Origin of the sequence: Stenotrophomonas sp. A3_2, assembly GCF_036624925.1 — a bacterium.
GTDB lineage: Bacteria > Pseudomonadota > Gammaproteobacteria > Xanthomonadales > Xanthomonadaceae > Stenotrophomonas > Stenotrophomonas hibiscicola.
This window is the reverse complement of the sequence record NZ_JAZKVY010000226.1, coordinates 39223-62784: the sequence shown is the minus strand read 5'-3', so window position 1 is coordinate 62784 and position 23562 is coordinate 39223. Positions and strand designations below refer to the sequence as shown.

The 23562-nt window shown below is 67.4% G+C and carries 17 protein-coding genes; 7 read left to right on the top strand and 10 right to left on the bottom strand.

Features of this window, described 5'->3' with window-relative positions:
* Nucleotides 1-171: 171 nt before the first annotated feature.
* Both R5H29_RS08095 and R5H29_RS08090 read left to right on the top strand, forming a co-directional pair.
* Entirely contained in the window at nucleotides 172-1149 is a 978-nt protein-coding gene (locus tag R5H29_RS08095) for a zinc-binding dehydrogenase (protein ID WP_332329039.1), read from the top strand.
* Nucleotides 1150-1408: 259 nt separating this feature from the next.
* Nucleotides 1409-4036 (top strand): TonB-dependent receptor, encoded by a 2628-nt coding sequence (locus R5H29_RS08090; RefSeq protein WP_332329038.1) that lies wholly within the window; start codon nucleotides 1409-1411, stop codon nucleotides 4034-4036.
* Between the two features lie 107 nt (nucleotides 4037-4143).
* Here the strand turns inward: R5H29_RS08090 and betT are convergent, their stop codons facing one another.
* The 4 genes from betT to R5H29_RS08070 all read right to left on the bottom strand — a co-directional run bounded on the left by betT (nucleotide 4144) and on the right by R5H29_RS08070 (nucleotide 7460).
* Nucleotides 4144-6123, bottom strand: a complete 1980-nt coding sequence (gene betT, locus R5H29_RS08085; protein ID WP_332329037.1) for a choline BCCT transporter BetT — start codon at nucleotides 6121-6123, stop codon at nucleotides 4144-4146.
* 183 nt (nucleotides 6124-6306) lie between these two features.
* Entirely contained in the window at nucleotides 6307-6687 is a 381-nt protein-coding gene (locus tag R5H29_RS08080; protein ID WP_332329036.1) for a VOC family protein, read from the bottom strand.
* Nucleotides 6688-6783: 96 nt separating this feature from the next.
* A complete protein-coding gene (locus R5H29_RS08075; protein WP_134731558.1) occupies nucleotides 6784-7107 on the bottom strand; it encodes a multidrug efflux SMR transporter in 324 nt (107 codons plus the stop codon).
* Complete coding sequence (locus tag R5H29_RS08070; protein ID WP_134735563.1) at nucleotides 7107-7460, bottom strand: SMR family transporter; 354 nt, start codon at nucleotides 7458-7460, stop codon at nucleotides 7107-7109. The genes R5H29_RS08075 and R5H29_RS08070 overlap by 1 nt, the downstream gene beginning before the upstream one ends.
* Before the next feature lie 151 nt (nucleotides 7461-7611).
* Here R5H29_RS08070 and R5H29_RS08065 point away from each other — a divergent pair, with 151 nt between their 5' ends.
* Nucleotides 7612-8463, top strand: coding sequence for a LysR family transcriptional regulator (locus R5H29_RS08065; RefSeq protein WP_332329035.1), 852 nt, complete (start codon nucleotides 7612-7614; stop codon nucleotides 8461-8463).
* Between the two features lie 113 nt (nucleotides 8464-8576).
* Here the strand turns inward: R5H29_RS08065 and R5H29_RS08060 are convergent, their stop codons facing one another.
* Nucleotides 8577-9497 (bottom strand): M14 family metallocarboxypeptidase, encoded by a 921-nt coding sequence (locus R5H29_RS08060; protein WP_332329034.1) that lies wholly within the window; start codon nucleotides 9495-9497, stop codon nucleotides 8577-8579.
* A gap of 131 nt (nucleotides 9498-9628) precedes the next feature.
* Between R5H29_RS08060 and R5H29_RS08055 the strand changes: the two genes are divergently transcribed.
* The 3 genes from R5H29_RS08055 (at nucleotide 9629) to R5H29_RS08045 (ending at nucleotide 14390) form a co-directional block, all read left to right on the top strand.
* Nucleotides 9629-11710 carry a TonB-dependent siderophore receptor gene (locus R5H29_RS08055; protein ID WP_332329033.1) on the top strand — a complete coding sequence of 694 codons (2082 nt, stop codon included), beginning with the start codon at nucleotides 9629-9631 and terminating at the stop codon, nucleotides 11708-11710.
* Nucleotides 11711-11772: 62 nt separating this feature from the next.
* Entirely contained in the window at nucleotides 11773-13545 is a 1773-nt protein-coding gene (locus R5H29_RS08050; RefSeq protein WP_227844730.1) for a chloride channel protein, read from the top strand.
* 128 nt (nucleotides 13546-13673) lie between these two features.
* Entirely contained in the window at nucleotides 13674-14390 is a 717-nt protein-coding gene (locus R5H29_RS08045; protein ID WP_332329032.1) for an MgtC/SapB family protein, read from the top strand.
* 72 nt (nucleotides 14391-14462) lie between these two features.
* Here the strand turns inward: R5H29_RS08045 and R5H29_RS08040 are convergent, their stop codons facing one another.
* The gene (locus R5H29_RS08040; protein WP_332329031.1) at nucleotides 14463-14870 is read right to left on the bottom strand and encodes a MerR family transcriptional regulator; all 408 of its coding nucleotides are present in this window, start codon (nucleotides 14868-14870) and stop codon (nucleotides 14463-14465) included.
* Nucleotides 14871-15036: 166 nt separating this feature from the next.
* On the opposite strand from R5H29_RS08040, the gene R5H29_RS08035 reads away from it, so the two are divergent.
* Nucleotides 15037-15762 (top strand): class I SAM-dependent methyltransferase, encoded by a 726-nt coding sequence (locus R5H29_RS08035; protein ID WP_332329030.1) that lies wholly within the window; start codon nucleotides 15037-15039, stop codon nucleotides 15760-15762.
* 82 nt (nucleotides 15763-15844) lie between these two features.
* On the opposite strand, the gene R5H29_RS08030 is transcribed toward R5H29_RS08035, so the two are convergent.
* The 4 genes from R5H29_RS08030 to R5H29_RS08015 form a co-directional block, all read right to left on the bottom strand.
* Nucleotides 15845-16135 (bottom strand): DUF6959 family protein, encoded by a 291-nt coding sequence (locus R5H29_RS08030; protein ID WP_019659952.1) that lies wholly within the window; start codon nucleotides 16133-16135, stop codon nucleotides 15845-15847.
* 119 nt (nucleotides 16136-16254) lie between these two features.
* Nucleotides 16255-17091: an OmpA family protein gene (locus tag R5H29_RS08025; protein WP_134731548.1), complete on the bottom strand. Its 837-nt coding sequence runs from the start codon at nucleotides 17089-17091 to the stop codon at nucleotides 16255-16257.
* 63 nt (nucleotides 17092-17154) lie between these two features.
* Complete coding sequence (locus R5H29_RS08020) at nucleotides 17155-22161, bottom strand: YadA-like family protein (RefSeq protein WP_332329029.1); 5007 nt, start codon at nucleotides 22159-22161, stop codon at nucleotides 17155-17157.
* Nucleotides 22162-22397: 236 nt separating this feature from the next.
* On the bottom strand, nucleotides 22398-23378 hold the full coding sequence (locus R5H29_RS08015; RefSeq protein WP_332329028.1) for a helix-turn-helix domain-containing protein: 981 nt from the start codon (nucleotides 23376-23378) through the stop codon (nucleotides 22398-22400).
* Between the last annotated feature and the right edge of the window lie 184 nt (nucleotides 23379-23562).

The window sequence follows — 23562 nt, the reverse complement described above, 5'->3', positions numbered from 1 at the left end:
AGTGACGGCCACAACATAGTGGGGATATCCCGAACCGTCAACACAAGATGCGGTAATCAGCACATGTCGCGACGATCAGTCGCAGGATGCCGTGTTGCAGCTGCGGCGCCTTGTCGACAGCCCCTGCGGCCCCAGTTCGGTACAACATCAACTTTCCCCGGAATACCACCCATGCGCGCTGCCCAGTACTCCTCCTTCGGCAACCCGGCCGACGTCCTAGCCACTGCCGATGCCGCCCTGCCCGAGCCCGGCCCCGGCGAGGTGCGCATCCGCACTGTGCTGGCCTCGATCCACAATCACGACCTGCTGACCGTGCGCGGGCTGTATGGCTACAAGCCGACGCTGCCGGCGATTGGCGGCAGCGAAGCATTGGGCGTGGTCGACGCACTGGGCGACGGCGTCGACGGCCTGCAGATCGGCCAACGCGTCGCCGCCGCATCGGTGCACGGTACCTGGGCCGAAGCGTTCATTGCACCGGAACGCATGGTGATTCCGATGCCGGAGGCGATTCCGGACGAGATGGCCGCACAGTTGATCGCGATGCCGCTGAGCGCGCTGATGCTGCTGGAATTCCTGCACGTCGAGCCGGGCCAGTGGATCCTGCAGAACACCGCCAACGGCGCGGTCGGCAAGTCGCTGGCGATGTTGGCGAAGGCGCGTGGCGTGCATGTGGCCAACCTGGTGCGCAATGCCGATGCGGTCGCGCAGTTGCGGGCGCTGGGCGTCGATCATGTGTTCGACACCTCGGTGGATGGTTGGAAGGATCGTGTGCGTGAAGCGACCGGCGAAGCACAGGCCGCGGCCGCGGTGGATTCCATCGGCGGTGATGCCAGCGGTGACCTGGTCGACCTGCTCGGCCACCACGGCACGCTGGTGTCGTTCGGCGTGATGAGCGGCGAACCGATGCGCATCCCGGCCGGCGGCCTGATCTACAAGGAAGCGACAGTGAAGGGCTTCTGGGGCAGCAAGGTCAGCCAGGCGATGGCGGTGGAGGACAAGCGCCGGCTGGTTGGCGAACTGCTGAAGCGTGCGGCGAGCGGCGAGCTGACCCTGCCGGTGGAGCAGATCTTCGCGCTGGACGATATCGCCCGGGCAGCGAAGGCCGGTGCGGGTTCGGGCCGTAACGGCAAGGTGTTGCTGCGGCCGTGATCGTCTGACATTGCGTTCTGTAGAGCCGAGCCATGCTCGGCTGCTTTCCGGCCAGTATGTGGAGCCGAGCGTAGGCTCGGCTCTACAGGGGCGTGCGGACCAACGGTCCGCACCCACCGAAGCACAGACCGCGCCGCCGAGAGCGGTTACTTTCGTTAAGAACCTGTGATGTATAACTGAATGCGCTTTCGTCATTGGAAGGTGCATATACCTGCATGCGGTACTGACGGCTCCTCCCCCGTTCGGCGTAGTCGCTTCCATGTACCGCACCACCCTGAACCTGCTTGCTGGCGCCATTGCGCTGGGCCTCACCGCCGGCGCTGCCGGCGCCGCTGAATCCGCCGACACCGGCAAGGACAGCACCACCCTCGGCACCGTGCTGGTGACCGGTTCCAACATCAAGCGCAGCGATACCGCCGGGCCCAACCCGGTGCAGATCGTCAGCCGCGAACAGATCGAGCAGACCGGCCGCTCCACCCTCACCGACGTACTGCGCAACCTGTCGGCCAATGCCGGCAACAGCTTCGACGAGCAGTACACCGGCAGCTTCGCCGCCGGCTCGGCCTCGATCGGCCTGCGCGGCCTGTCGCCGAAGAACACGCTGGTGCTGGTCAACGGCAACCGCGTGTCCAACTTCGGCTTCGCGCTCAATACCCAGGACACCTTCGTCGACCTCAACGCGCTGCCGATCAGCGCGGTGGAACGCATCGAAGTGCTGAAGGACGGCGCCTCGGCGGTGTATGGCTCCGACGCCATCGCCGGTGTCATCAACATCATCCTGCGCAAGAACTTCCAGGGCGTGGAAGTGGGCGGCGGCTTCGGTACCGCCACACAGGGCGGCCTGGACGAACGCAAGGCCAACCTGCTGGCCGGCTTCGGCGACCTGGAGCAGCAGGGCTGGAACGTGCTGTTCGGGTTGGACCTGCTCAAGCGCGACCGCCTGGATGCCGACCAGCGCGCCTACACCCGCAGTGGCGATTTCCGCGACAAGCCCGGTGGCCGCCTGGCCGGCTGGTCCACCGCCGGTGGCAACTGGCTGTCCAACCCGCGCGCGCCGCAACCGTTCGCCAACTGCCCGGATGGCAGCCAGCTGCGTCCCTACAGCGATTTCGGCAGCACCCTGCCCGGCCAGGCCTGCGCCTTCAATGCACAACCATTCAAGACCCTGCAACCCGGCGCCGAGCGCCTGCAGGCCTCGTTGAGCGCGACCTACCGCTTCAATGACAGCGTGGAGGCCTTCGCCGATGTGCTGTACAGCCACAACAAGGCCGACCAGATCTTCAGCGCGCCGCTGACCGTCGGCCCCGGCCTGCGCGCCTACAACCCGGCCAGCGGCACGCTGATCGACGTGCCGGCGGTGCTGCCGGTCGGCCATCCCAACAATCCGGGCAGCACGCCGCTGCCGTTCGAGTACACCTTCTTCGATCTGGGCCCGCGCCTGAAGGACAACACGCAGGTGTTCTACCGTGCCCTGGCGGGCGTGCGCGGCAGCGGCGAACGCTGGGACTGGGAAGTGGCAGCGCTGACCTCGCAGAGTGCGCAGCGCGAGTACGTCGACAACTTCGTCAATCGCTATGCGTTCGAGCAGATCCTGCGCGATGGCAGCTACAACTTCCTCAACCCGTCCAGCACGCCGGGCGCGCTGGATGCACTGCGCCTGCAGACCAAGCGCCCCGGCTGGTACAAGCTGCACGCGTTGAATGTGAAGGCCTCGACTTCGCTGTGGGAGCTGCCGGCCGGTGCGGTCGGCTTCGCCTGGGGTGCCGAGTTCCGCAAGGAATCGCTGGATGCGCGCACCAGCGCGCAGGTGCTGTCGGGCACCGAACTGCGCCCGGCCATCAACGTGGTCAACGGCGAGCGCCAGGTCAGTGCCGCCTATGCCGAACTGAGCGTGCCACTGCACCGCACGTTGGAGCTGCAGGTGGCCGGCCGCGGCGATCACTACGATGACTTCGGCAAGGCGTTCTCGCCGAAGGTGGCGCTGCGCTGGCAGCCGCTGGACAGCCTGCTGCTGCGCGGCTCGTTCTCGCGCGGCTTCCGGGCACCCTCGCTGCCGGAGATCGCGCCGGGCCAGACCGTCAGCTACGGCTCGGTGATCGATCCGCTGGATCCGCTGCAGCCCGGCGGCAGTCGTGGCGTGACCAACATCCGCACCGGCAATCCGGACTTGAAGGCCGAACGCTCGCGCAACTTCAACCTGGGTGCGGTGTGGTCCCCGGATGCCGATACCAGCATCGGCCTGGACTGGTACCGCATCGAGCAGGACAACCTGGTCAAGCCGGACAGCGCGCAGTTCATCGTCGACAACCCGACGCTGTTCCCCGGTCGCGTGCAACGTGATGCGCAGGGACGCATCCAGTTCATCACCAACCAGTACGCCAACCAAGGGGAGTTGACCACTTCGGGGCTGGATCTGGACGCCAGCCGCACCTTCCGCACCGTGGGCTGGGGCACCTTCACCGTGGCCGGCAGCTGGACCCACCTGCTCAGCTTCAAGCAGCCGCTGGTGGCTGGGCAGGCACCGTATGACGGCGCCGGCAACAACCGCCACGGCGCGCTGCCGCGTACCCGCGGCACCACCTCGTTGAACTGGGCGGTGGGCGACTGGAGCAGTACGCTGAGCCTGCAGTACGTGAGTGGCTACGACCAGCGTGTGGCGACGGCAACCAGCAACCCGGGCCTGCGCGACCGCATCAAGCCGTATCACCAGCTGGACCTGTACGTAGCGTACGAAGGTATTCCCAACACCACGCTGTCGCTGTCGGTGCTGAACCTGACCGACAAGGACCCGCCGTTCGACCCCGCCGGTGGCTCCAACGGTTTCGACATCAGCCAGTACAACCTGCGCGGACAGTTCGTCTCGCTGGGCGCTCGTTACAGGTTCTGATTGCGACTGTAGAGCCGAGCCATGCTCGGCTGCTCTTCCGACACCGAGGAGCCGAGCGCGGGCTCGGCTCTACAGGGGGTGCGGACCAACGGTCCGTACCCACCGCATCACCGGCTCAGGTGCAGGAACTGCAGGTGTCGTTCGTACTGGCTGATGATGTCGTTGATGATCTGCTTGCGGCTGTAGCCCACCAGGTCGTAGTCCTGGCTGCCTTCGAACAGGTGCACCTCGGCGCGGTAGTAGCGCTGGTTGCGCAGCTGCTGCGCGGCAAACGACGGGGTCAGGTAACCGCTCAGGATCACCCGGTACAGGAAGTCCTGCTGCTCGCCATGGTTGACCGTCAACTCCATGTCGCCCGCCTCGAAGCGCGTGGCCACGTCCCAGCCCTGCCCGCGCAGCTGCTCGGCCACCGCTTCCATCGCCGGCTTCACCGTGTCATCCATGAAGCGGTAGACCTGGTCGCGCACCGGGAAATGCATCGCCTGGCTCAGGCGCTGGCGCCAGCCCTGGTGGTGGCGATCTTCTCCGATCAACGGCGACGGCCGGTATTGCAGCGCGCGCTTGCGGTGCGACTCGTCACTGAAGGCGCGGGTCAGCCCCCACATCATCAACAACAGGATCGCCGAGAACGGCAACGACGCCAGCACCACCGCCGACTTCAGCGCATCGATGCTGCCGGCCAGCAGCAACCCGGCGGTCAGCACCGCGATCACCGTGCCCCAGAACACGCGCAGCCAACGCGGACCATCATCCTCCGGCGCACCGCCGTGCGAGGACAGCGTGGACAACACCACCGCCCCCGAGTCGGCCGAGGTCACGAAGAAGATGAAGCTGACCAGCACTGTCACCGTGATCACCGCGCGGCTCCAGGGGTAGCCGTCCAGCAGCGCATACAGCACGGTCGGTGGATCATCCACCGCCAGCTGCGCCAACTGTTGCTGGCCGTGGTGCAGCACCTGGTCCAGCGCGCTGTTGCCGAAGATCGACAGCCACGCCAGGGTGAAACCCAGCGGGATCAGCAGCACGCCGAACACGAATTCGCGGATGGTGCGGCCGCGCGAGATGCGCGCGATGAACAGCCCGACAAAGGGCGCCCAGCCGATCCACCAGGCCCAGTAGAACACCGTCCAGCCGCCCAGCCATTCCGGTCGGCCGCCGTAGGCATACACATCGAAACTCTTGCCGACCACGCTGCCGAGGTAGTCGCCCAGGTTCTGCATCAGCGTGCCGAACAGGTACTGCGTCGGCCCGGCGAACAGCATGAACAGCACCAGCGCGATCGCCAGCAGCATGTTGATGTTGGCCATCCAGCGCACGCCCTTCTCGACGCCGGACACGGCCACGGCCACGGCCGCGCCCATCATGCTGACCACCAGGACGATCTGCACCAGGTTGGAGTGCGGAATGTCGAACAGGTGCGAGAGGCCGGCATTGAGGTGCAGCACACCGAAGCCCATGTCGGCACCGATGCCGAACACGGTGGCGACGATGCCCAGCGCGTCCACGGTGTAGCCGATCGGGCCGTTGATGCGCTTGCCAATAAGCGGGTACAGCGCCGAGCGCAGCGCCAGCGGCAGGTTGTGGCGGTAGGCGAAGTAGGCCATCGCCATCGCCGCCAGCGCGAACACACCCCAGCCATGCAGGCCCCAATGCAGGAACAGCAGCTGCATGGCCTGGCGCGCACCGGCCTCGCCCGCGGCCGGATCGCCCTGCGGCGGCTGCAGGTAGTGGGTCAGCGGTTCGGAAACGCAGAAGAAGAACAGCGTGATGCTGATGCCCGCCGCGAACAGCATGCCGGCCCAGGAGAGGTAACTGAACTCCGGTTCGTCATGGTCGGCACCCAGCTTGATGCCACCGTACTTGGACAGCGCCACGCCCACCACGAACACCAGGTACAGGGTCATCGCCAGCAGGTAATACCAGCCGACGTTGAGAGCGGCCCAGTCCTGTGCCTTCAGCAGAAGGCGGCCTGCCCCCAGCGGGAACAGGCTGACGAACAGCGCGAACGCCACGACAACGATCGCCGCGAAGGCGAACACAGGCCGAAGGGTGCGCACCGGGGATTGTTGCGGCTCCAGTACATCCATGGGGCGGCGTTCTCCGGTAGATCAAAGGGTTAGCCGACCGATTCTGGCTGAACCGCAGTGGACAGAGCATGAAGTTGCGGCCTGTGGTCACAGGCCCGGCCCACCATTCCGTGTTATCACGCGCGCGCCGGAGCGCAACCTTGGCCGCGCGGGCTGCGGTGCGGCCACGCGCGTCCTGTCCAATCACGACATCACATGCGCCGCACACAGCTTGTTGCCATCCGGGTCACGCAGATAGGCCAGGAACACCTGCCGACCGGACATGTTGCGGACGCCGGGGGGATCTTCGATGGCGGTACCACCGTGAGCCACGCCAGCTTCCTGCCAGGCACGCACGGCCTCTGCACTGCCCAGACTGAAACCGATGGTGCCACCGTTGGCATGGCACGCTGGCTGCCCATCGATCGGCGCGGTTACACCGAACATCCGCCCATCCTTGAAGTACAGCAGCCGTCCCTTCTCGTCGAATACGCCCGCACGTGCCCCCATCGCGGCGAACAGGGCATCGTAGAAGCGATGCGCGGCGTCCATGTCGTTCGTTCCTACGGTGATGTGGCTGAACATGCGGGCACTCCATGTGGAAAACCGCAGTGTCGATGAGCAGGGGCGACTTCGCAAATCGCTGCACAATCGCCGCCCAGCTCGCGACAAGGCGTGCTGCTACTTGGCGGTGCTGAGCAGCAGTACCGCCGCCGTGACCAAGGCGATGCCAACCCAGCCGATCGGCCGCAGGCGGTTGCCGAACAAAACGCGGCCGCAAGTGGCGGTACCGATCACGCCGATTGCACCCCACATCGCATAGGCGGTGGCCAGGTCCATGTAGCGCACCGCCTGGCCCAGCAGGGCGAAGGCGATCCAGACCATGACGACCGCGCCGACACCCCAGCGCCAGCGCCGGAAGCCTTCCGACTTGGCTACCATCATATTGGCGGCGACGTCGATCAGCGCCGAGCAGATCACGAAAAACAGGGCCAAGGTGTTCATCAGTGCGCCTCCCCGAGGGTGACGCAGACGATGCCGGCCACGGCCAGCATCAGGCCGGCCAGCTGCTGCAGCGACAGACTCTCGCCAAACACGGTGAGGCCGACCACGGTCAGCAGGGTCAGGCCCAGGCCTTCCCACACCGCGTAGGCCACGCCCACAGCAATGCGGCGCACCGACTGCGCCAGGAAGAAGTAGGACAACGCCAGCGCGCCGGCCATGATCAGGTAGCCGGTCCAGCCACCATCGCGGGCGGCATGGGCCATGAACGAGGTGCCGACCACTTCGGCAACGATCGCCACGGTCAGGCAGGCCCAGGCGACCAGCGCGCCACGGGCGGGAACAGTACGGGACATGTGAAACTCCTTGCGGGACGCGGACAGCGCCCCGCCCTCAGTAGATCCACGCCGTGCGTGGATGCCCCGCAGACAGGGGGCGACGGCGGACAGTATCATCGCCTTTTACGGTCGATTCAAAATGGATACCATCGATAGGAGCGATGGATCAATGCCCTATTCCCCTGAATCCCTGCAGGCGTTCGTCGAAGCGGCCGCGCTCGGATCGTTCTCGGCGGCGGCGCGTCGCCTGCGCAAGACCCAATCGACGGTCAGCACCGCCATCGCCCACCTGGAGGCGGACCTGGGCGTCAGCCTGTTCGACCGCAGTGGACGCTACCCGCAGCTGACCGAAGCCGGGCGCCAGGTGCTCGCCCATGCCCAGGAAATCCTCGCCGCCGATACCCGCCTGCAGCAGTTGAGCGTGCGGCTGGCCGCCCCGGTCGAAGCGCGGCTGACCGTGGTGTTCTCCGACGTGTATCAGCTCGATCCGGAGCAGCGCGTGTTGCAGCGCTTTGCCGAAGCGTTCCCCGAGATCGAACTGGAATGGCTGGATGCCGAAGGCGAAGACGTCCTGGAACTGGTCGGCAGTGGTCGCGCCGCGCTGGGCCTGCTGCCGCGCCAGGAAAGCTACCCGGATGGTCTGGTGGCACGGCCGTTGGCCCATCACAGCGAACTGTCGGTGTATGTGGCGCGCGACCATGCGCTGGCCGACGCCGGCCGTCGCGCAGCTTCCCAGCTGGCACGGTACCGGCAGGTGCGATTGAGCGCGGAGGTCGACCATGCGCGGGCGGTTACCGGGCTGGCGTGGACCGCCACCGACTACCTGATGGTGATGGAGATGGCCGAGGATGGCATCGGCTGGGCCGAGCTGCCCCGCGCATTGGTGCAGCGCTACGACCGCGGGCAACTGGTGGAACTGACCCTGCCCGGGTGGCCGCGGCGCATCCACAGCGACCTGCTGTGGCGCCGCGACACGCCGCCGGGGCCAGCGGCGCTGTGGTGGGCCGACGCGTGGGGGTGAGGTAGCGCCGGGCGCGGGGCCGGCCCCACCGAGTGGGGGGGGTGGGGGCCCCCGGGCCGGGGCGCGCAATCCGTGTGGGGGGGGGGTGCGCGCCCGGGCCCCGGCACTACCGGTCAACGATGGGCGAGCGCGTAATCCAGCGCCGCGCACACCGCTGCCACCTGGGCGTCGTTGCACTGCTGCGGGGTCGCCCGCGGGCTGTCCGGGTAGACCTCGGTGGTGGTGGTGTAGGTCGCACCGGTGATGCCGGCACACAGGCCCAGCTTCACCAGCGGATACTCGATCACGCCGTGGGCCACCACCGGCGAACCGATGATCTCGCCCTTGTCGTCGGCCGGCGCGATGTGGGTGACCTTCTCCACCGCGGCGATGACTGCCTGCTGGAACGCCGCCTGCGGGTTCTCGCTGTCGTCCACCAAGTAGAAGCCATCGGGAATCAGGCCCGGCTCGAACGGCTTGCCGTCACGCGCGGCCAGCGCCGGGCGGAACTCGCTCTCGTCGCTGTCGGTGGTCTCGTGCAGGTCGATGTGCAGCACGAACTGGTCCTTGATCGGTGCGATCAGCTCCATCAGCGCGGTCGACTCGCGGGCCGGGCCATCGGCGCGGAAATTGCGGTTCGGGTCGATCGCATCGAAGTTCCAGCGGTTGATGCGCTCGAAGCCCCACGGATTCACGCACGGTGCCACCAGCAGATTGGCCTTGTCGGCGTAGTCGGCGGCGTGCTTTTCGAGGAATTCCAGCGCGCCCATCACGCCGCTGGTCTCATAACCGTGCACGCCACCGGTAACCAGGGCAGCCGGCAGCGCCGTGTTCCAATCGCGGCTGCGCAGGGCGAACAGAGTGTAGGTCTCGCCAGCGTAGTCGAGCTGGCCATAGGCCACCTTGTCGAAGCGCGAAGCCAGCGCCTCGATGCGGGGCAGCACCTCCTCGTCATAGCGACGCAGGCGCTGCTGGCGGCCACGCCACACCTCCCGTTCCGCCGCTCCCCACGGCTGGCCAGGGGTTCCGACGGGGTAGAAAGCGGCTTGGGACATGGCAGATCTCAGCGAGTCAGTAAGCAATCGCCCACTCTATCACCGGGGCATCGGCATGAACCGGAGGCGCATTCCAATAGCGAATGGAATCAGCAATAATTCTCATTTACGACCTTCCACAGCCTGCACCGATGCCCATCCTCGCCCTGCAACCGGCCCGCCTGCCCCTGGCCGCCGCCCTCGCCCTGTGCCTGCTCCCGACCACCCGTGCCTTCGCCCAGGACGGCGCTACCACGCTGGACAGCATCCAGGTCTCCGGCAGCTGGCTGGGTACCGGCCTGCATGACAGCGTCAAGCGCTTTGCCGGCGCGCGCACCGTGGTCGACCGCCAGCGCATCGAGGCCAGCGGCGCGGCCAGCATCGGCGATGCCATGCGCCGTATTCCGGGTGTGCAGGTCACCGACAACTCCGGCACCGCTGGCAGTTCGGTGTCGCTGAACATCGGCGTGCGCGGCCTCACCGGGCGCTACTCGCCGCGCTCGACCGTCCTGTTGGACGGCGTGCCGCTGGCGGTGGCGCCGTATGGCCAGCCACAGCTGTCGTTCGCGCCGACCAGCCTGTCCAACATCGAGTCGATCGACGTGGTGCGCGGCGGCGGCGCGGTGCGCTACGGGCCGCAGAACGTCGGTGGCATCATCAACTTCAGCACCCGCGCCATTCCCACCGAGGCCGGCCTGCACGGCGAAGCCGGCGTGCGCTACACCGCCTACGACCATGGCGGCGGCGACAGCGCCCAGTACAACGCCTTCCTTGGCGGTACCGGCGACAACGATCTGGGCGCCGCCCTGCTGTACTCCGGCCAGGATGGTCGCGGCTGGCGCCAGGGCAGCGATGACCGCTTCAACGATCTCGCGCTGAAGTTCGCCTACGCCATCGACGAACAGCAGGAGCTGCGTGCCAAGCTGTCCTACTACGACGTACGCTCGCTGACGCCGGGCGGCCTGACCCGTGCGCAGTACGAGGCCGATCCGTTCCAGAACACCCGGCCGACCGATTTCTGGAAGGGCCACCGCACCGGCATCGACCTGGGCTACACCAACACGCTGTCGGCCAACAGCGAGTTCGAGGTGCTGGCCTATTACAACGAGAGCACCCGTGCCAGCTCGCTGATCAACGCCGCCAACACCCAGCTGACCGTGCAGCCGCGTGACTACCGCGTGCTCGGCATCGAGCCGCGCTACACCCAGCGCCTGCACTGGGGCGCCAGCGTGCACGACATCACCGCGGGCTACCGCTTCCTGCGCGAACGTGGCAACGACCGCAGCTACACCGTCGCCCGACGCACCGGCGTGGCCAGTGCCACCACCCGGTTCGACAACGCCACCGATGCCCATGCGCTCTACATCGACGACCGCATCGCCATCGGCCAGTGGCGGATCACCCCGGGCGTGCGCATGGAATGGATCGACATGGCCCGCCGCCAGGCCGCGGGCGCGGCGACCTACAGCAGCCGCAACGACAAGGCCCTGCCCTCGATCAACATCGCCTACCTGCTGACTCCGCAGCTGACCGTGTTCGGCAACTACACCACCTCGTTCGGACCGGTACAGAACATCCAGCTCAATTCGCAGACCGCCAGCAATCCGCTGAACCCGGAAGTGGCCAGGACCACCGAGCTGGGCGCACGCTGGCAGGATGGGGCACTGCGCGCGGAAGTGACCGTGTTCAAGATGCGCTTCGACAACCAGATCCTGCAGGTGCCGGGCATCACCCCGCCCACCTTCCAGAACATTGGTGCCACCGACCACAAGGGTGTGGAGAGCGCACTGGAGTACCACTTCGCCGAGGACGGCGCGCTGGCCGGGCTGGAGCTGTACGCCAACTACACCTGGACCAAGGCGATCCAGCAGTCCGGCGACAACCGTGGCCTGGACGTGCCGTTCTACTCGCGCGACACCGACAGCATCGGCGCCCGCTACGCGCTGGCCGGCTGGACCTTCAACGTCTCCAGCACCCACCAGAGCGGCCAGTTCTCCGACGCCGCCAACACCTGGGAAGAAACCGCCGATGCGCGCGTGGGTCGCGTGCCGGGCGTGCGCCTGTGGAACGCGCAGGTGGCCTGGCAGGTGCCGGGCCTGGGTGACAGCGAGATTGCACTGGGCGTGAACAACCTGGCCGACAAGCGCTGGTACACCCGCAACGTCGATGGCAACGCCGGCCGCATGGTGGCTGCGCCACGCACCTTCTACGTAAAGGGCCGCTACCGCTTCTGAGCCGGTAGCCGCCCGATGCGGTGACGGTGGCGCTCACGGTGGCGGCGTATCATGCCGCCACCATGTCTTCGCCCGTTTCGCCATCGCGCCTGCATCTGGCCTTCCAGGGCCTGCGCCTGCGCCTGCGCGGCAGCGACCTGTGGTTCATCGCGCTGGCGCTGCTGGTTGGCCTGATCGCCGGCTACCTGACCCTGCTGCAGTCGGGCATCGCGCGCTGGCTGCAGGGCACGTTGTATGGGCTGGACGACGGCATGCGGCTGAGCTCCCTGCCCTCGCTGACCTGGACCGCGCTACTGGTGCTGCCACTGGGCGGACTGCTGGTCGGCCTGGTCAGCCTGGCGGCGACGCGACTGAAACGGCCACTGCTCGATGCGGTGGAAGCCAATGCGCTGCACGGCGGCCGCATGTCGATGCGCGACAACCTGATCGTGCTGACCCAGACCCTGCTGTCCAACGGCTGCGGCGCGTCGGTCGGCCTTGAGGCTTCGTATACGCAGATGGGCGCGGGCAGCGGCTCGCAGCTGGGCCGGGTGATGCGCCTGCGTCGCAACGACGTGCGCATCCTGGTCGGTGCCGGTGCCGCCGGTGCCATCGCCGCTGCGTTTGGTGCGCCGCTGGCCGGTGCGTTCTACGCCTTCGAGATCGTCATCGGCGCCTACACCCCCGCTGCGCTGGCACCGGTGGCCGTCGCAGCGCTGGCCGGCGCGTTCGTGGCCGACCAGGCCGGCATCGAAGCCTATCTACTGCCAGCGGCCTCGACCATCGACGTGCGCGCCGCAGACTACGCGATCTACGGCCTGCTGGGCTGCTGCTGCGCGATGGTCGGCATCGCCATCATGCGGCTGATCGCCTCGATCGAAGGCACGGTCAAGCGCAGCCCCCTGCCCGCGTGGGGACGGCCGGTGGTGGGTGGGCTGCTGCTGATTCCACTGGCACTGGCCAGCCCGCAGGTGCTGTCGTCGGGCCACGGCGCCCTGCATCTGGACCTGACCACGCACCTGCCGCTGATCTGGATCGGCGGCCTGTTGACCCTGAAGTGCCTGGCCTCGGGCATCTCGCTGGGCTTCGGCTTCCGTGGCGGACTGTTCTTCGCCTCGCTGTTCATGGGCACCCTGGTCGGCGCGCTGTTCGCCGGACTGCTGGGCATGGCTACCGGCGTTCCGGTGATCGACGCCACCTCGGCCGCGCTGGCCGGCATGGCCGCGCTGGCTGCTGCCGTCGTTGGCGCGCCGATGACCATGGCCATGCTGGTGCTGGAAGGCACGCACGATTTCCTGCTGACCAGCGTTGTGATGAGCGCGGTACTGGTGTCCAGCACGCTGGTGCGGCAGTGGTTCGGCTACTCGTTCTCGACCTGGCGCATGCACCTGCGCGGCGAGACCATCAAGAGCGCCCGCGACGTGGGCTGGGTGCAGAACCTCAACGCCGGCCGGCTGATGCGCAAGGGCGTGGCCACTACTCCGGCCGATCTCGATGCCGCCGCGTTCCGCCAGCGCTTCCCGCTGGGCTCGGGCAGCCGGGTGATCCTGATCGACAGCGAGGGCCACTACGCTGGCATCGTGCAGATTCCACGGGTCTACGGCGATGGCGTGAAACCGGAGACCATGATCGGCGAGCTGGCCGAGAACCGTGACGTTTCACTGTCGCCGGCCGCGGACGTGGTCAGCGTGATGCAGCGTTTCGACCAGACCCAGGCCGACGAACTGGCGGTGGTCGGCGCCGACGGCCAGGTGCTGGGCGTCGTCTCCGAAGCCTTCGTGCGCAAGCGCTACGCCGAGGAACTGGACAAGCGCCAGCGCGAGCTGATGGGCGAGCGCGTCGAGGACACCGACTGACCCCGCAAAAAGGGGACGGAGGGGATTAAGTCGTTTCTGGCACGCTGGCTAACCACGCGTGGCGTGGACCGCTGGAAATCCACGCATGGCGTGGATCTACTGTCACCTCGACCGGGTAGACTCCGGCCATGCGCTTCATTGAGACCTTCCAGGCCGGTCCCTTCGCCGACACCGTGGTCAGCCTGCTGGCCGCCTTCGTGCTGGGCACGCTGATCGGCGCCGAGCGCCAGTACCGGCAACGCACCGCCGGCCTGCGCACCAATGTGCTGGTGGCCGTAGGCGCCGCCGCCTTCGTCGACCTCGGCATGCGCATCGCCGGCAGTGCCGAGGCGGTGCGGGTGATCTCCTACGTGGTCTCCGGCGTCGGCTTCCTCGGCGCCGGCGTGATCATGAAGGAAGGCATGAACGTGCGTGGCCTGAACACCGCCGCCACCCTGTGGTGCTCTGCAGCGGTCGGCAGCTGCACCGGCGCGGACATGCTGGCCGAGGGCGTGCTGCTGACCGTGTTGATCATCGCCGGCAACACCCTGCTGCGGCCGTTGGTGAATGCCATCAACCGCATTCCGATCAACGAGGCAGCGACCGAAGCCACCTACGAGGTGCGCCTGAGCGTGGATGCCGACGCCGTGCCGCGGGTGCGCGAGCGCCTGGTCGATGCGCTGGAAGCGGCGCAGTATCCGGTGGGCGATGTGCAGGTGGCCGAGCATGCCGACGCGCCTACCGATGTGATCGCGGTGCTGGTCAGTACGGCCGTGAGTGCCGATGAACTGGACGTGGTGCTGGCACGGATGGAGCAGGTGCCGGGCGTGCTGCATGCCACCTGGGAAGTCAGTACCCGCGATTGATTCCATCCACGCATGGCGTGGATCTACCGAGGTCGTGGTGAAGTAGATCCACGCCATGCGTGGATGCTTCTCTCACCGACCCGCCATGCGCTGCTGCGCACGCAGCAGTTTCTGGAACGAACCGCACTTCCGGGCGTCCTCCGCCTGCGGGCAGGCCGCCGCGCGCTGCAGGTGCCGCCGCACCCGCTGCAACCGGGTGATCTGCCGCTGCAGCACCTCGGCTTGTGCCAGCAGTGCCTCGCGGTCGAGTGAAATGCACCCCTGCTGCGACGGCAGCGATGCACCGATCTGCTGCAGCGACAGCCCGGCCGCCTGGCCGAGGCCGATCAACGCGAGCCGTTCCAGCACCTGCTCGTCGTACTGCCGGCGCAGGCCGCGACGGCCCAGTGCCTGCAGCAGCCCAAGTTGTTCGTAGTAGCGCAGGGTCGAGGCCGGCACGCCGCTGCGCTTGACCACCTCGCCAATATCCAGTTCGCGCACGGGCTTGACCTCAAGTGACCTTCAAGCGCCAACCTATGGGCAACTACCCACCGAGGCAAGGCCATGGCCAGCACCCCCCCCCCTTGATCAGAACGCCCTGTGGAACGGCCCTGGAGGCCAGGTCTGGGTTGCGCAGCAGGCCATTCTCGATGGCCTGTTCCAGCCGATGGCCGACCTGCTCGTGGCCGAACTTCCGGAAACCGTCACGCAACTGCTCGACATCGGCTGCGGTACCGGGGCCAGCCTGCTGGCATCAGCCGCCGCACGCCCGTCGGCGCACTGCACCGGCCTGGACATCTCCGCGCCGATGCTGGCGCTGGCCCGTCAACGCGCCGAGGCGGCAGGGCTGGACGCAGACTTCATCGTCGCCGACGCACAGCAGCATCCGTTGCCCACCGCGCACTTCGACTGGATCCAATCTCGGTTGGGCGTGATGTTCTTCGAAGATACCGAGGCCGCCTTCGTCAACCTGCGCCGCGCGGCGCGACCGGGTGCCGGCCTGCGTTTCCTCGCCTGGCGCGGCGCCGGGGAAAATCCGTTCATGACCACCGCCGAGCGCGCCATCGGCGATGCCCTGGATCTTCCGCCCCGCGTACCGGGCGCACCGGGCCAGTTCGCCTTTGCCGACGGCGAGCGCGTGCAGCATCTGCTGCAGGCCGCCGGCTGGAATGACGTGGAGGTTGTTGCGGTAGACCTGCCCTGCTCGCTCGCCCGCGAGGACCTGCCTACCTATGTCGGCCAAGTGGGCCCGTTGGGCCTGGCGTTGCGCACGATGCCGAAGGAACGCGCCGATTCTCTGCTGGCCCGAGCACTGGCCGCATTCGCACCGTTCGTCGAGAACGACCGCGTACGCGTGGATGCCGCCTGCTGGCTGGTCCGCGGCCACGCGTAGAAAAATGGGACGGAGGGGATTAAGTCGCACATGCCCGTGTCGTGCCGGAAACGACTTAATCCCCTCCGTCCCCTTTTGTCGTCTACAGCGCCTCGCCGGCGTCGGCCAGACGAGATTCGATCAACGCATACCACTGCTGTAGCACGTCGATCAGCATGTCCAGCTCCGCATCGGTACGCTGCGCGCGGCCGCTGCGCAGGCAGGCCTGGGCCTCCTGCAGCTGGGCAAGGAACCCGGCCACGGTATCGGCCTGCAGGATCAGGCCTGGCAGGCGCCGCCCGGGAATGCGTACCACGGCATGGTTGCCGAGCTGGCCGTACACGCTGAGTGTGGTTTCCGTCTTCATGGAAAGAGGCAGGAATTGAGCGTTCATCGCGTGCACCGTTAGAAGACCTGAGCCGCAGGCAGGCGTGGACGACGGGGGAGACGTTGCCACGCCTGCCGGCGGTCAGGGGGGACTCGGGACCGGGGCCTGGCCCCGGTGAGGGGATTTCAGCGCGGCTGTGCCACTCCGGCGATCTGCACGCGACGGTTTGGCGCCAGGCAGGCGATCAGCTCGCGCCGATTGCGCTGCTCGCACTGCACGATCGGCTCGGCCGCGCCGCGTCCTTCGGCGCTGATGCTGGCTGCAGGCACGCCGCCCTGCACCAGCGCGCTGCGCACGGCCTCGGCGCGGCGCTGCGACAGGGTCTGGTTGTAGCTGGCACTGCCGATACGGTCGGTGTAGCCGGTCACCCGGATCGACTGCACCTGTGCGGCTTCACGCACCTGCGCCAGGATGCCCTGCACCGCCTGCTGGCCCTCGGCGCTGAGTACAGCGCTGTCGAAGCCGAACAGCGCGTCGGCAGACAGCCGCAGGGGTTGCTCCGGCAGCGGTGCCGGTGCAAGCGGCGCCGGTGGCCGCGGCGGCTCCAGCACGGCCGCGCACGATTCCGGCTTCCAGTACCCCGCCTGGGCAATGCCCTTGCTGTCAAAGCGGACCTGGAACTGGCAGGTGAAGTACTCCGCGCCCTGCGCGGTGCGGAAGTTGAACAGGTAGTTCCACTCGCGCACGCCCCACATGCCTTCATTGAAATGCGGCGTGCCCAGCAGCGTGTACAACTGCCGCTTGCTCATGCCCGGCGCGAAGCGGCGCAGGTCGGCGACGTCCGGATAGATGCCTTCCTTCAACGAGGCCCTGGAGGCCTCCGGGAACTGCACGGCGGTGGCTTCGGCAGGACCGTCGGTGGCCGGCGCATGGCTGCGGCAGGCGGCCAGCAGGCCCATCCCCAGGATCAGGCCCAGCGTAGCGGCATGTTGGCCGGCGCGGGCGATACGATGCTGTTTCATGTCATTCCCCCTGTAGACGTTTCCGCGGTACCGGGCCGCGCGTGCGGCCCGGCGGCGGAGATATCACCACTGGATGCCGGCACCGACGGCCACGCCGGCCTCGCCACGGCTGTTGGTCGAACCGCTGAACTTGTAGATCCAGCGGCCGCCTTCGGAGACACCGGAGATGCCCAGCGCCACGCCCGATTCGCCGTTGTAGCTGCCAGCCGCGATCGAGGCCATGCTGCGGCCCGCCTCGCTGGGCTGCGGCAGCGCTGCGGTGGCCATCGCCGAGGCGATACCGGCCGAAGCACGGTTGTCGGTCTTGCGCAGGTCGCGCTCGAAGCCACCCATGCGCTCGTCGGTGTAGGCCTTGGACCAGTCCAGGGTTTGCGCCATCCCCGACTTCAGCTGATCCACGTTGACCGCGTCGGTACCGGCGGTACCAGCGGCAACGTTGCGCACCGTGGTCGGGCCGCTGCCGGTGGATCCCAGCGTGACGCTGTTGTAATTGGTCGCACCGTTCACCGTGGTGTCGTAGCGGAGCGTACCCTGCTGCGAGGCCTGCAGCTGGCGCACGTTGACCGCGTCGGTGGCCTGCGAGCCGTCAGCCACGTTGACCACCTGGCGTTCGGCGCCGCTCGCACCCACCGAGACCGTGTTGGCCCGGTTCGCCACCGAACCCGCACCCAATGCCACCGAGTTGTCGGCCTGCGCCTGTGAACCATTGCCCAGCGCGGTCGAATTGGTCCCGGCGGCGGTGGAGCCTGCACCGCCGGCGGCCGAGTTGGCACCGCTGGCGGACGGGTCGGCCAGGTTGTTGGTATTGTTGGCGCGGAAGCTGCCGGCCACGTTGGTGATGTTCTGGATCTTCTGGTCGGTGTACTTCTTCGATTCGTCGATGGCGTAGTTCACGCCGTTCTTCAGCTGGCCGACATTGGTCGCGTCGTACGTGTCGGAACCGTCGGCGACATGGGTGATCTTGCGCTCGCTGCCAGTACTGCCGACCGAGACCTCACCAGCCGAGTTGCTGGCGCCGGTCTGGCCGTAGGCACCGGTATAGCCGCTCTGCGCACCGACGCTGGCCACCGAACCTGCACCCAGTGCCACGCTGTTGCCGGCACTGGCGCTGGCGCCGTTGCCGACCGCCACGCTGTTGGCACCGGCCGCACTGGCCTGCGGGCCGACCGCCACCGCTTCCGCACCGGCCGCGGTGGCTGCGGCCGCCGTCGAGTTCACCGCCAGGTAGGCACTGCCACCGCCACCGTTGGTGATGCGCTGGTTGAGGACCTTCAGCGAGCCATCGACGGCAGTGAAGGCGGCGGTGACGTTGTTGTAATCGCCGCTGCTGAAGGTGCCATCGGTGGCGATGCTGGAGATGCTGAACGTCGGCGCGGTCCACGCGTTGGTGGTGCCGTTGTAGGCAGTGGTGCCGCCGAAGTAGTTGGCGATGGTGCTGTGGGTGCTGAACAGCTGGTCGCCGGTGATGGCGTCGCTGCTGCCGGCCAGGATGCTGCCGGCGGCCACATTGGTGATCTTCACCGCACCGCTGCCGGTGCCCGTCAGCGTCACGCTGTTGAGCACGTTGCCGCTGCCGTCGACGTCGTACTTCACGGCCAGCTTGTCGATCTCGCCGGTCTGGTCGGCCACATTGGCCAGTGAATTGCTGACCGCGTCGAAAGCGGTACCGACGTCGTTGTAGTTGCCCTTGGTGATCGTGCCGTTGGCGGCAACGTTATTGATCGAATAGGTCGGCGCGGTCAGTACGCCGCTGGCGTTGACCGCCGCGCCACCTCCGAGGTGGGTGGCAACGGCCTGGTTGGCCGCAAACAGCTGGGCACCGTTGACGGCCTCGCTGCTGGTGGCACTGACCTGGCCCGGGCCCAGGTTGCGCAGCGTGGTGGCGGTGCCGCTCTGGCCCAGCGTGGCACTGGCGTAGTTGACGCTGCCGTCGCCGTTGAGGTCATAGCGCAGGGCGCCCTGCTCCGAGGCCTGCAGCTGGCCCAGGTTGACCGCATCGGTCGCTGCGGTACCGGCCGCCATGTTGGTGACCTGGCGCTCGGCACCGGCGGCACCGATGGATACGCTGTTGGCACGGTCAGCCAGGCTGCCGGCGCCCACCGCGATGCTGTTGGAGGCGGTGGCGCGGGCATTGGTACCAACCGCGATCGAGTCGGCGCCGGTGGCCACGGCCTCGGTACCGGTCGAGTTCACCCGCAGGTACTTGGTACCGCCGTTGCGGATATCGGTGATCTGCGTGTTGAGGTTGACCAGCGAACCATCCACCGCCGCGAAGGCATCGGTGGCGTTGGTGTACAGGCCCTGGGCGATGGCGCCGGTGGTGGAGATCGTGCTGATCTCGAACAGCGGCGCAGTGAAGGCACCGCTGGCCGGATCGAACGCGGCGCGGCCACCGAAGAAGCTGGCGATGGCGGCGTTGGTCGCAGCCAGTTGGCCACCGTTGACTGCTTCCAGGCTGCCCGCGGTGACCGCGCCGCCGGCCAGGTTGCCGATGGTGGTGGTGCCAGTGCCCGCGCCAAGCGTCACCCGACGGTAGTTCGGGTTGCCGGCACCGTCCAGGTCGTAGGTCACCGCAGCTGCCGCCACATCATCGATCAGGCTGATGGCGCCCTTCAACTGGGCCACATTGACCGCATCGGTGTTGACGCTGCCGGCAGCCACGTTGGTGATCTGGCGCTCGCCGCCACCGGCGGTGCCCACCGATACTTCGCCGGCCGAGACCTGCGGTGCAGTGAGGCCATAAGCGCTGTAGCTGGCCTGCGCGCCGCGCAGTGCAGCCGAACGGTAGCCCAGTGCGACCGAGTTCGCCTGGTTGGAGGTGGCTTCAGCACCCAGCAGGGTCTGGCCGTTGGCGGTACCGACGGCACTGTCACCGACGATCACCGAATGGCCCATGCGCGCAGCGTAGTCTGCGGTCGGGACGCCGGTCGGGTTGGTGGGATCGTTCACGCCATCGCCCGGGAAGGCAACGTTGGCATCGACCCTGGGCAGTTCGTGCCGTGCATTGGCGCCGATCACCACTTCCTTCGAACCGTTGGCGAAGGCGCCATCACCCATCAGCACCTGGTAGTCCTGTGCCGCGTTGACGGCCCAGCAGGAGATGTCGGCCAGCGCGATGTCCAGGCACTTCGCCGCCCATTCCGGCGAATCCGTTGGCAGCAGCAGCCCGAGCAGGCCACCCGGATTGCCGTTGTTGATGTTGTAGATGTAACTGTCCGAGGTAACGCCGCCAATGAGCGTCAGGTGCGAGCTGCCGCCGGTGACGGCGCCGCCGAGGCCATTGAGGGTGCTACCGACCGGCGACAGGTTGACCACCGGCAGGCCCAGCACATTGACCGTCGAGTAGGTCTGCATCACGTTGGCGTTGCTGAGCTTGAGATTGCCGTTGCTCAGGTAGCCGTCGCCGCCGAAAAGGCTGCTGGTGGTCGGCCCGATGAGCTGGCCGACATTGCCGACCAGGCCACCGGTGCCGATGATCAGGCCCGCGTTCGGGTCGGCCGGCGCCGGCGCCTTTGGGCTGGTGGGCGGTATGGCCGAGGGTTGAGTCAGGCCGAGCCCGCCAAGCGTGCCGCCGACCAGGCCGCCTACGGCACTGCCGAGATTGCCGATGGTGCCGTTGAGGTTGCCGTTGAGCAGGTTGCCTACGGCACTGCCGACATTGCCCAGCGTATCGCCCAGCAGGCCACCCAGGCCGCCGAGGCTGCCACCTGTAGCGCCATTGAGGACACCGCCGACGGTGCTGCCCACCGCACCCGCTGTATTGTTGAGCGTGCCGCCCACGGCACCGCCAACGGCACCGACGGTGCCAACTGCATCGTTGAGCGCGCCACCGACGGTGCTGCCGACCGAACCGGCCGTGCCGTTGAGTGCACCACCCACGGTTCCGCCGACTGCACCAACCGTACCAACGGCGCCGTTCACTGCACCACCCACCGCGCTACCGACAGTTCCAACGGTGCCATCGAGCGTGCTGCCCAGTGCTTCGCCTACCGTTCCAACCGTGCCGTGCAAGGCGCCGCCGACCGCACCAACCGTGTTGCCTACGGTGCCATCAAGCACGCCACCTGCGGCGCCGCCTTCCGCGCCGACAACGCCGCCCACCAGGCCATCGACGCCCAGCGCGCTGTTCTGCGCCGCCACGGTCGCTTGGCCGGCCAGCTTCAGATTGCGGTCGGCCACGACTTCGTGGCCACCCGGCGCCTGCACGCGCACGTTGCCGGCAACACCAGCATCGAAGGCTGCGGTGATCGCGCGATCATGCGTTTGGCCCGGCAACTCCTCCTTGGCCGGCAGCGTGACCGCCGCCGTCGCCTTGACCTGCCCCTGCCCGTCGATCTGATGGCCCGCCAGCTTCAGCTGCGAATCCACCTTGCCGTCAACGGACGCCTTGAGGCCGGACAGCGAGCCAGCCGGTGCGCCAGCAACAGCGGCGGCCGCCTTGGCACCGGTATCGATCGAGGCCACCTGGGTACCGGCGATGCCAACGCCGGCCTTCGCCTGGGCATCCGCAGCCACACCGAGCGGCGCGTGCGCGGACGGCACAACGTTGGCCGCCAGCGAGGCATCAATCTTCGCCACACTGGACGCTGCGTGTCCCAACCCGGCATTGGCGCGGATATCGGCGGCCAGCGCAGGAACCGCGACCTGCTTCGGCGCAGCGCTCGCCGCCAGCTTCACCTGCACGGTGGCCGGCAGCACGTCGCGTACGATCGGCAGCGAGTTCGTACTCAGCTGCAGGCCGACACGCGCGTCAGCGCTGATCGCCGGACTGCTCTGCGCCTGGCGCGATGCGGCAGCCAGCGCCACTTCCGCGTCGACCTTGACCGGCATCGGCTGCGCGTACTTGGCTGCGAGCGCCTGCAGGTCACGTAGAGACTGATTGGATTCGGTTGCGCCTGCATGCCCGCTGGCCAGCGCACACAACAGGGCCAGGGCCAGGGCAGTCGGCATCAGCAGTGCACTGCGCGGATCGCGGGCGGCGCTGCCGCCGCTGTCGCCGGTGGCCAGTTCCGAGGCCACAACCAGAGCATTGAGCTGGCGGTTCCATACACGCCGGTAGATGCGGTTCATGAGCATTTCCCCCGTAGGCGAACAACTGGAATGTCAGTGGACTTGCCGTTAGGCAGGTGACTGACATTTCAGCGTTTGCAACGGCGGTGGCGCACTTCAATCCGGCACGGCAATCGCGCATTCCGGCAAATCCACGGCCGGAATCGGCAGCCGTCTATGCAGAAGCGGCAGCATGATCGGCAAACGGATGCGCAATTCCGGCATGAATGCCGTGGAAACCCTTGCGGGACCTTGGCTCAGGCCGGCTGGCCGATCTGCGCGGGCGCGCGCATCAGGGTATCGCGCGGCAGTTCGCCGAATACCTTGCGATAATTATCAGCGAAGCGCGAGAGGTCCCAAAGCCCGCAGCTGAGCGCGATGGCCTTCACCGAGCGGCGGCTGGAATCGGCCATCGACAGGCTCCGGCAGGCGGCACACAGGCGCAGCATGGAGAGGTACCGGTTCGGCGAAGTGCCGAACAGGTCCTCGAATGCATAACGCAGGCCGCGCTCGCTGACGCCAGCGGCATCGCAGATTTCATTCATGTAGATGTTGCGGCGCAGGTTGAGCCGCATGAAATTCTCGGCACGCTGAGCAATCAGATAATGTGTGCGCCGCGCACGGCTGCAGCCCGGGCGGTCGGCGGTACCCGCGCCCAGCAGTGCCTGCACATGCTCATGCAGCAGCCGCTCGGCTTCTTCCGGCTGCAGGCCGGAACCCTGCCCCAGCTGCAGGTGCAGCTGCTGATAATGGCGCGCCAACGGCGCTGCTTCGTTGGCCAGGGTGAACAACGAAAGTGCCTGCCCAGCCGGTGGCGTGCTGCGCAGGCTCAGTTCGGTCAGCTTGCGCTGCACGCGCGCCGCCGGCACCAGCATCAGCGTCATGTGCGTGCCCGGGCTCAGGGTGAACTCGCTGATGCCCTCCGGCATCACGGTCAACGCCATACCCGCCGCAAGCGGTACACCATGGCACCAGCTCAGCGTCTCATCGGTGGCGTGCAGATAGCCGAGCATCGCCCAGTCCGGCGGCAGCATGAATCGTCCACGGCAATGGAATCCACAGCTGATGCTGCAGAACAACGCCTCCTCGTGCACGCGTGAAGCGAAGGCCGCCCGTGGCCCATTGCCATCGAGCAGTAGCAGTTCAACATCACATACACGAAGCACGCCGCTCAGCGTCGCCAGGTCGATCGACCGCAGGCCGCTGTCGTCGCTGTCTCCTACCCCACCATCGACCATGACAGTGTCGTCCCCCGATTATCCGTCGTGCGATACGGCCCCCACTGCCTGACAGGGCGCGCACCTCTCATGGAATCTCTTCCATCACCGGGATGCGCGCCGCCAACGCACGCACCCCAAAAGAAACGCGAGTACTTGAATACGAGTATGCCCGATAATTCAGCGGGGTAAACATCTGCCCCGC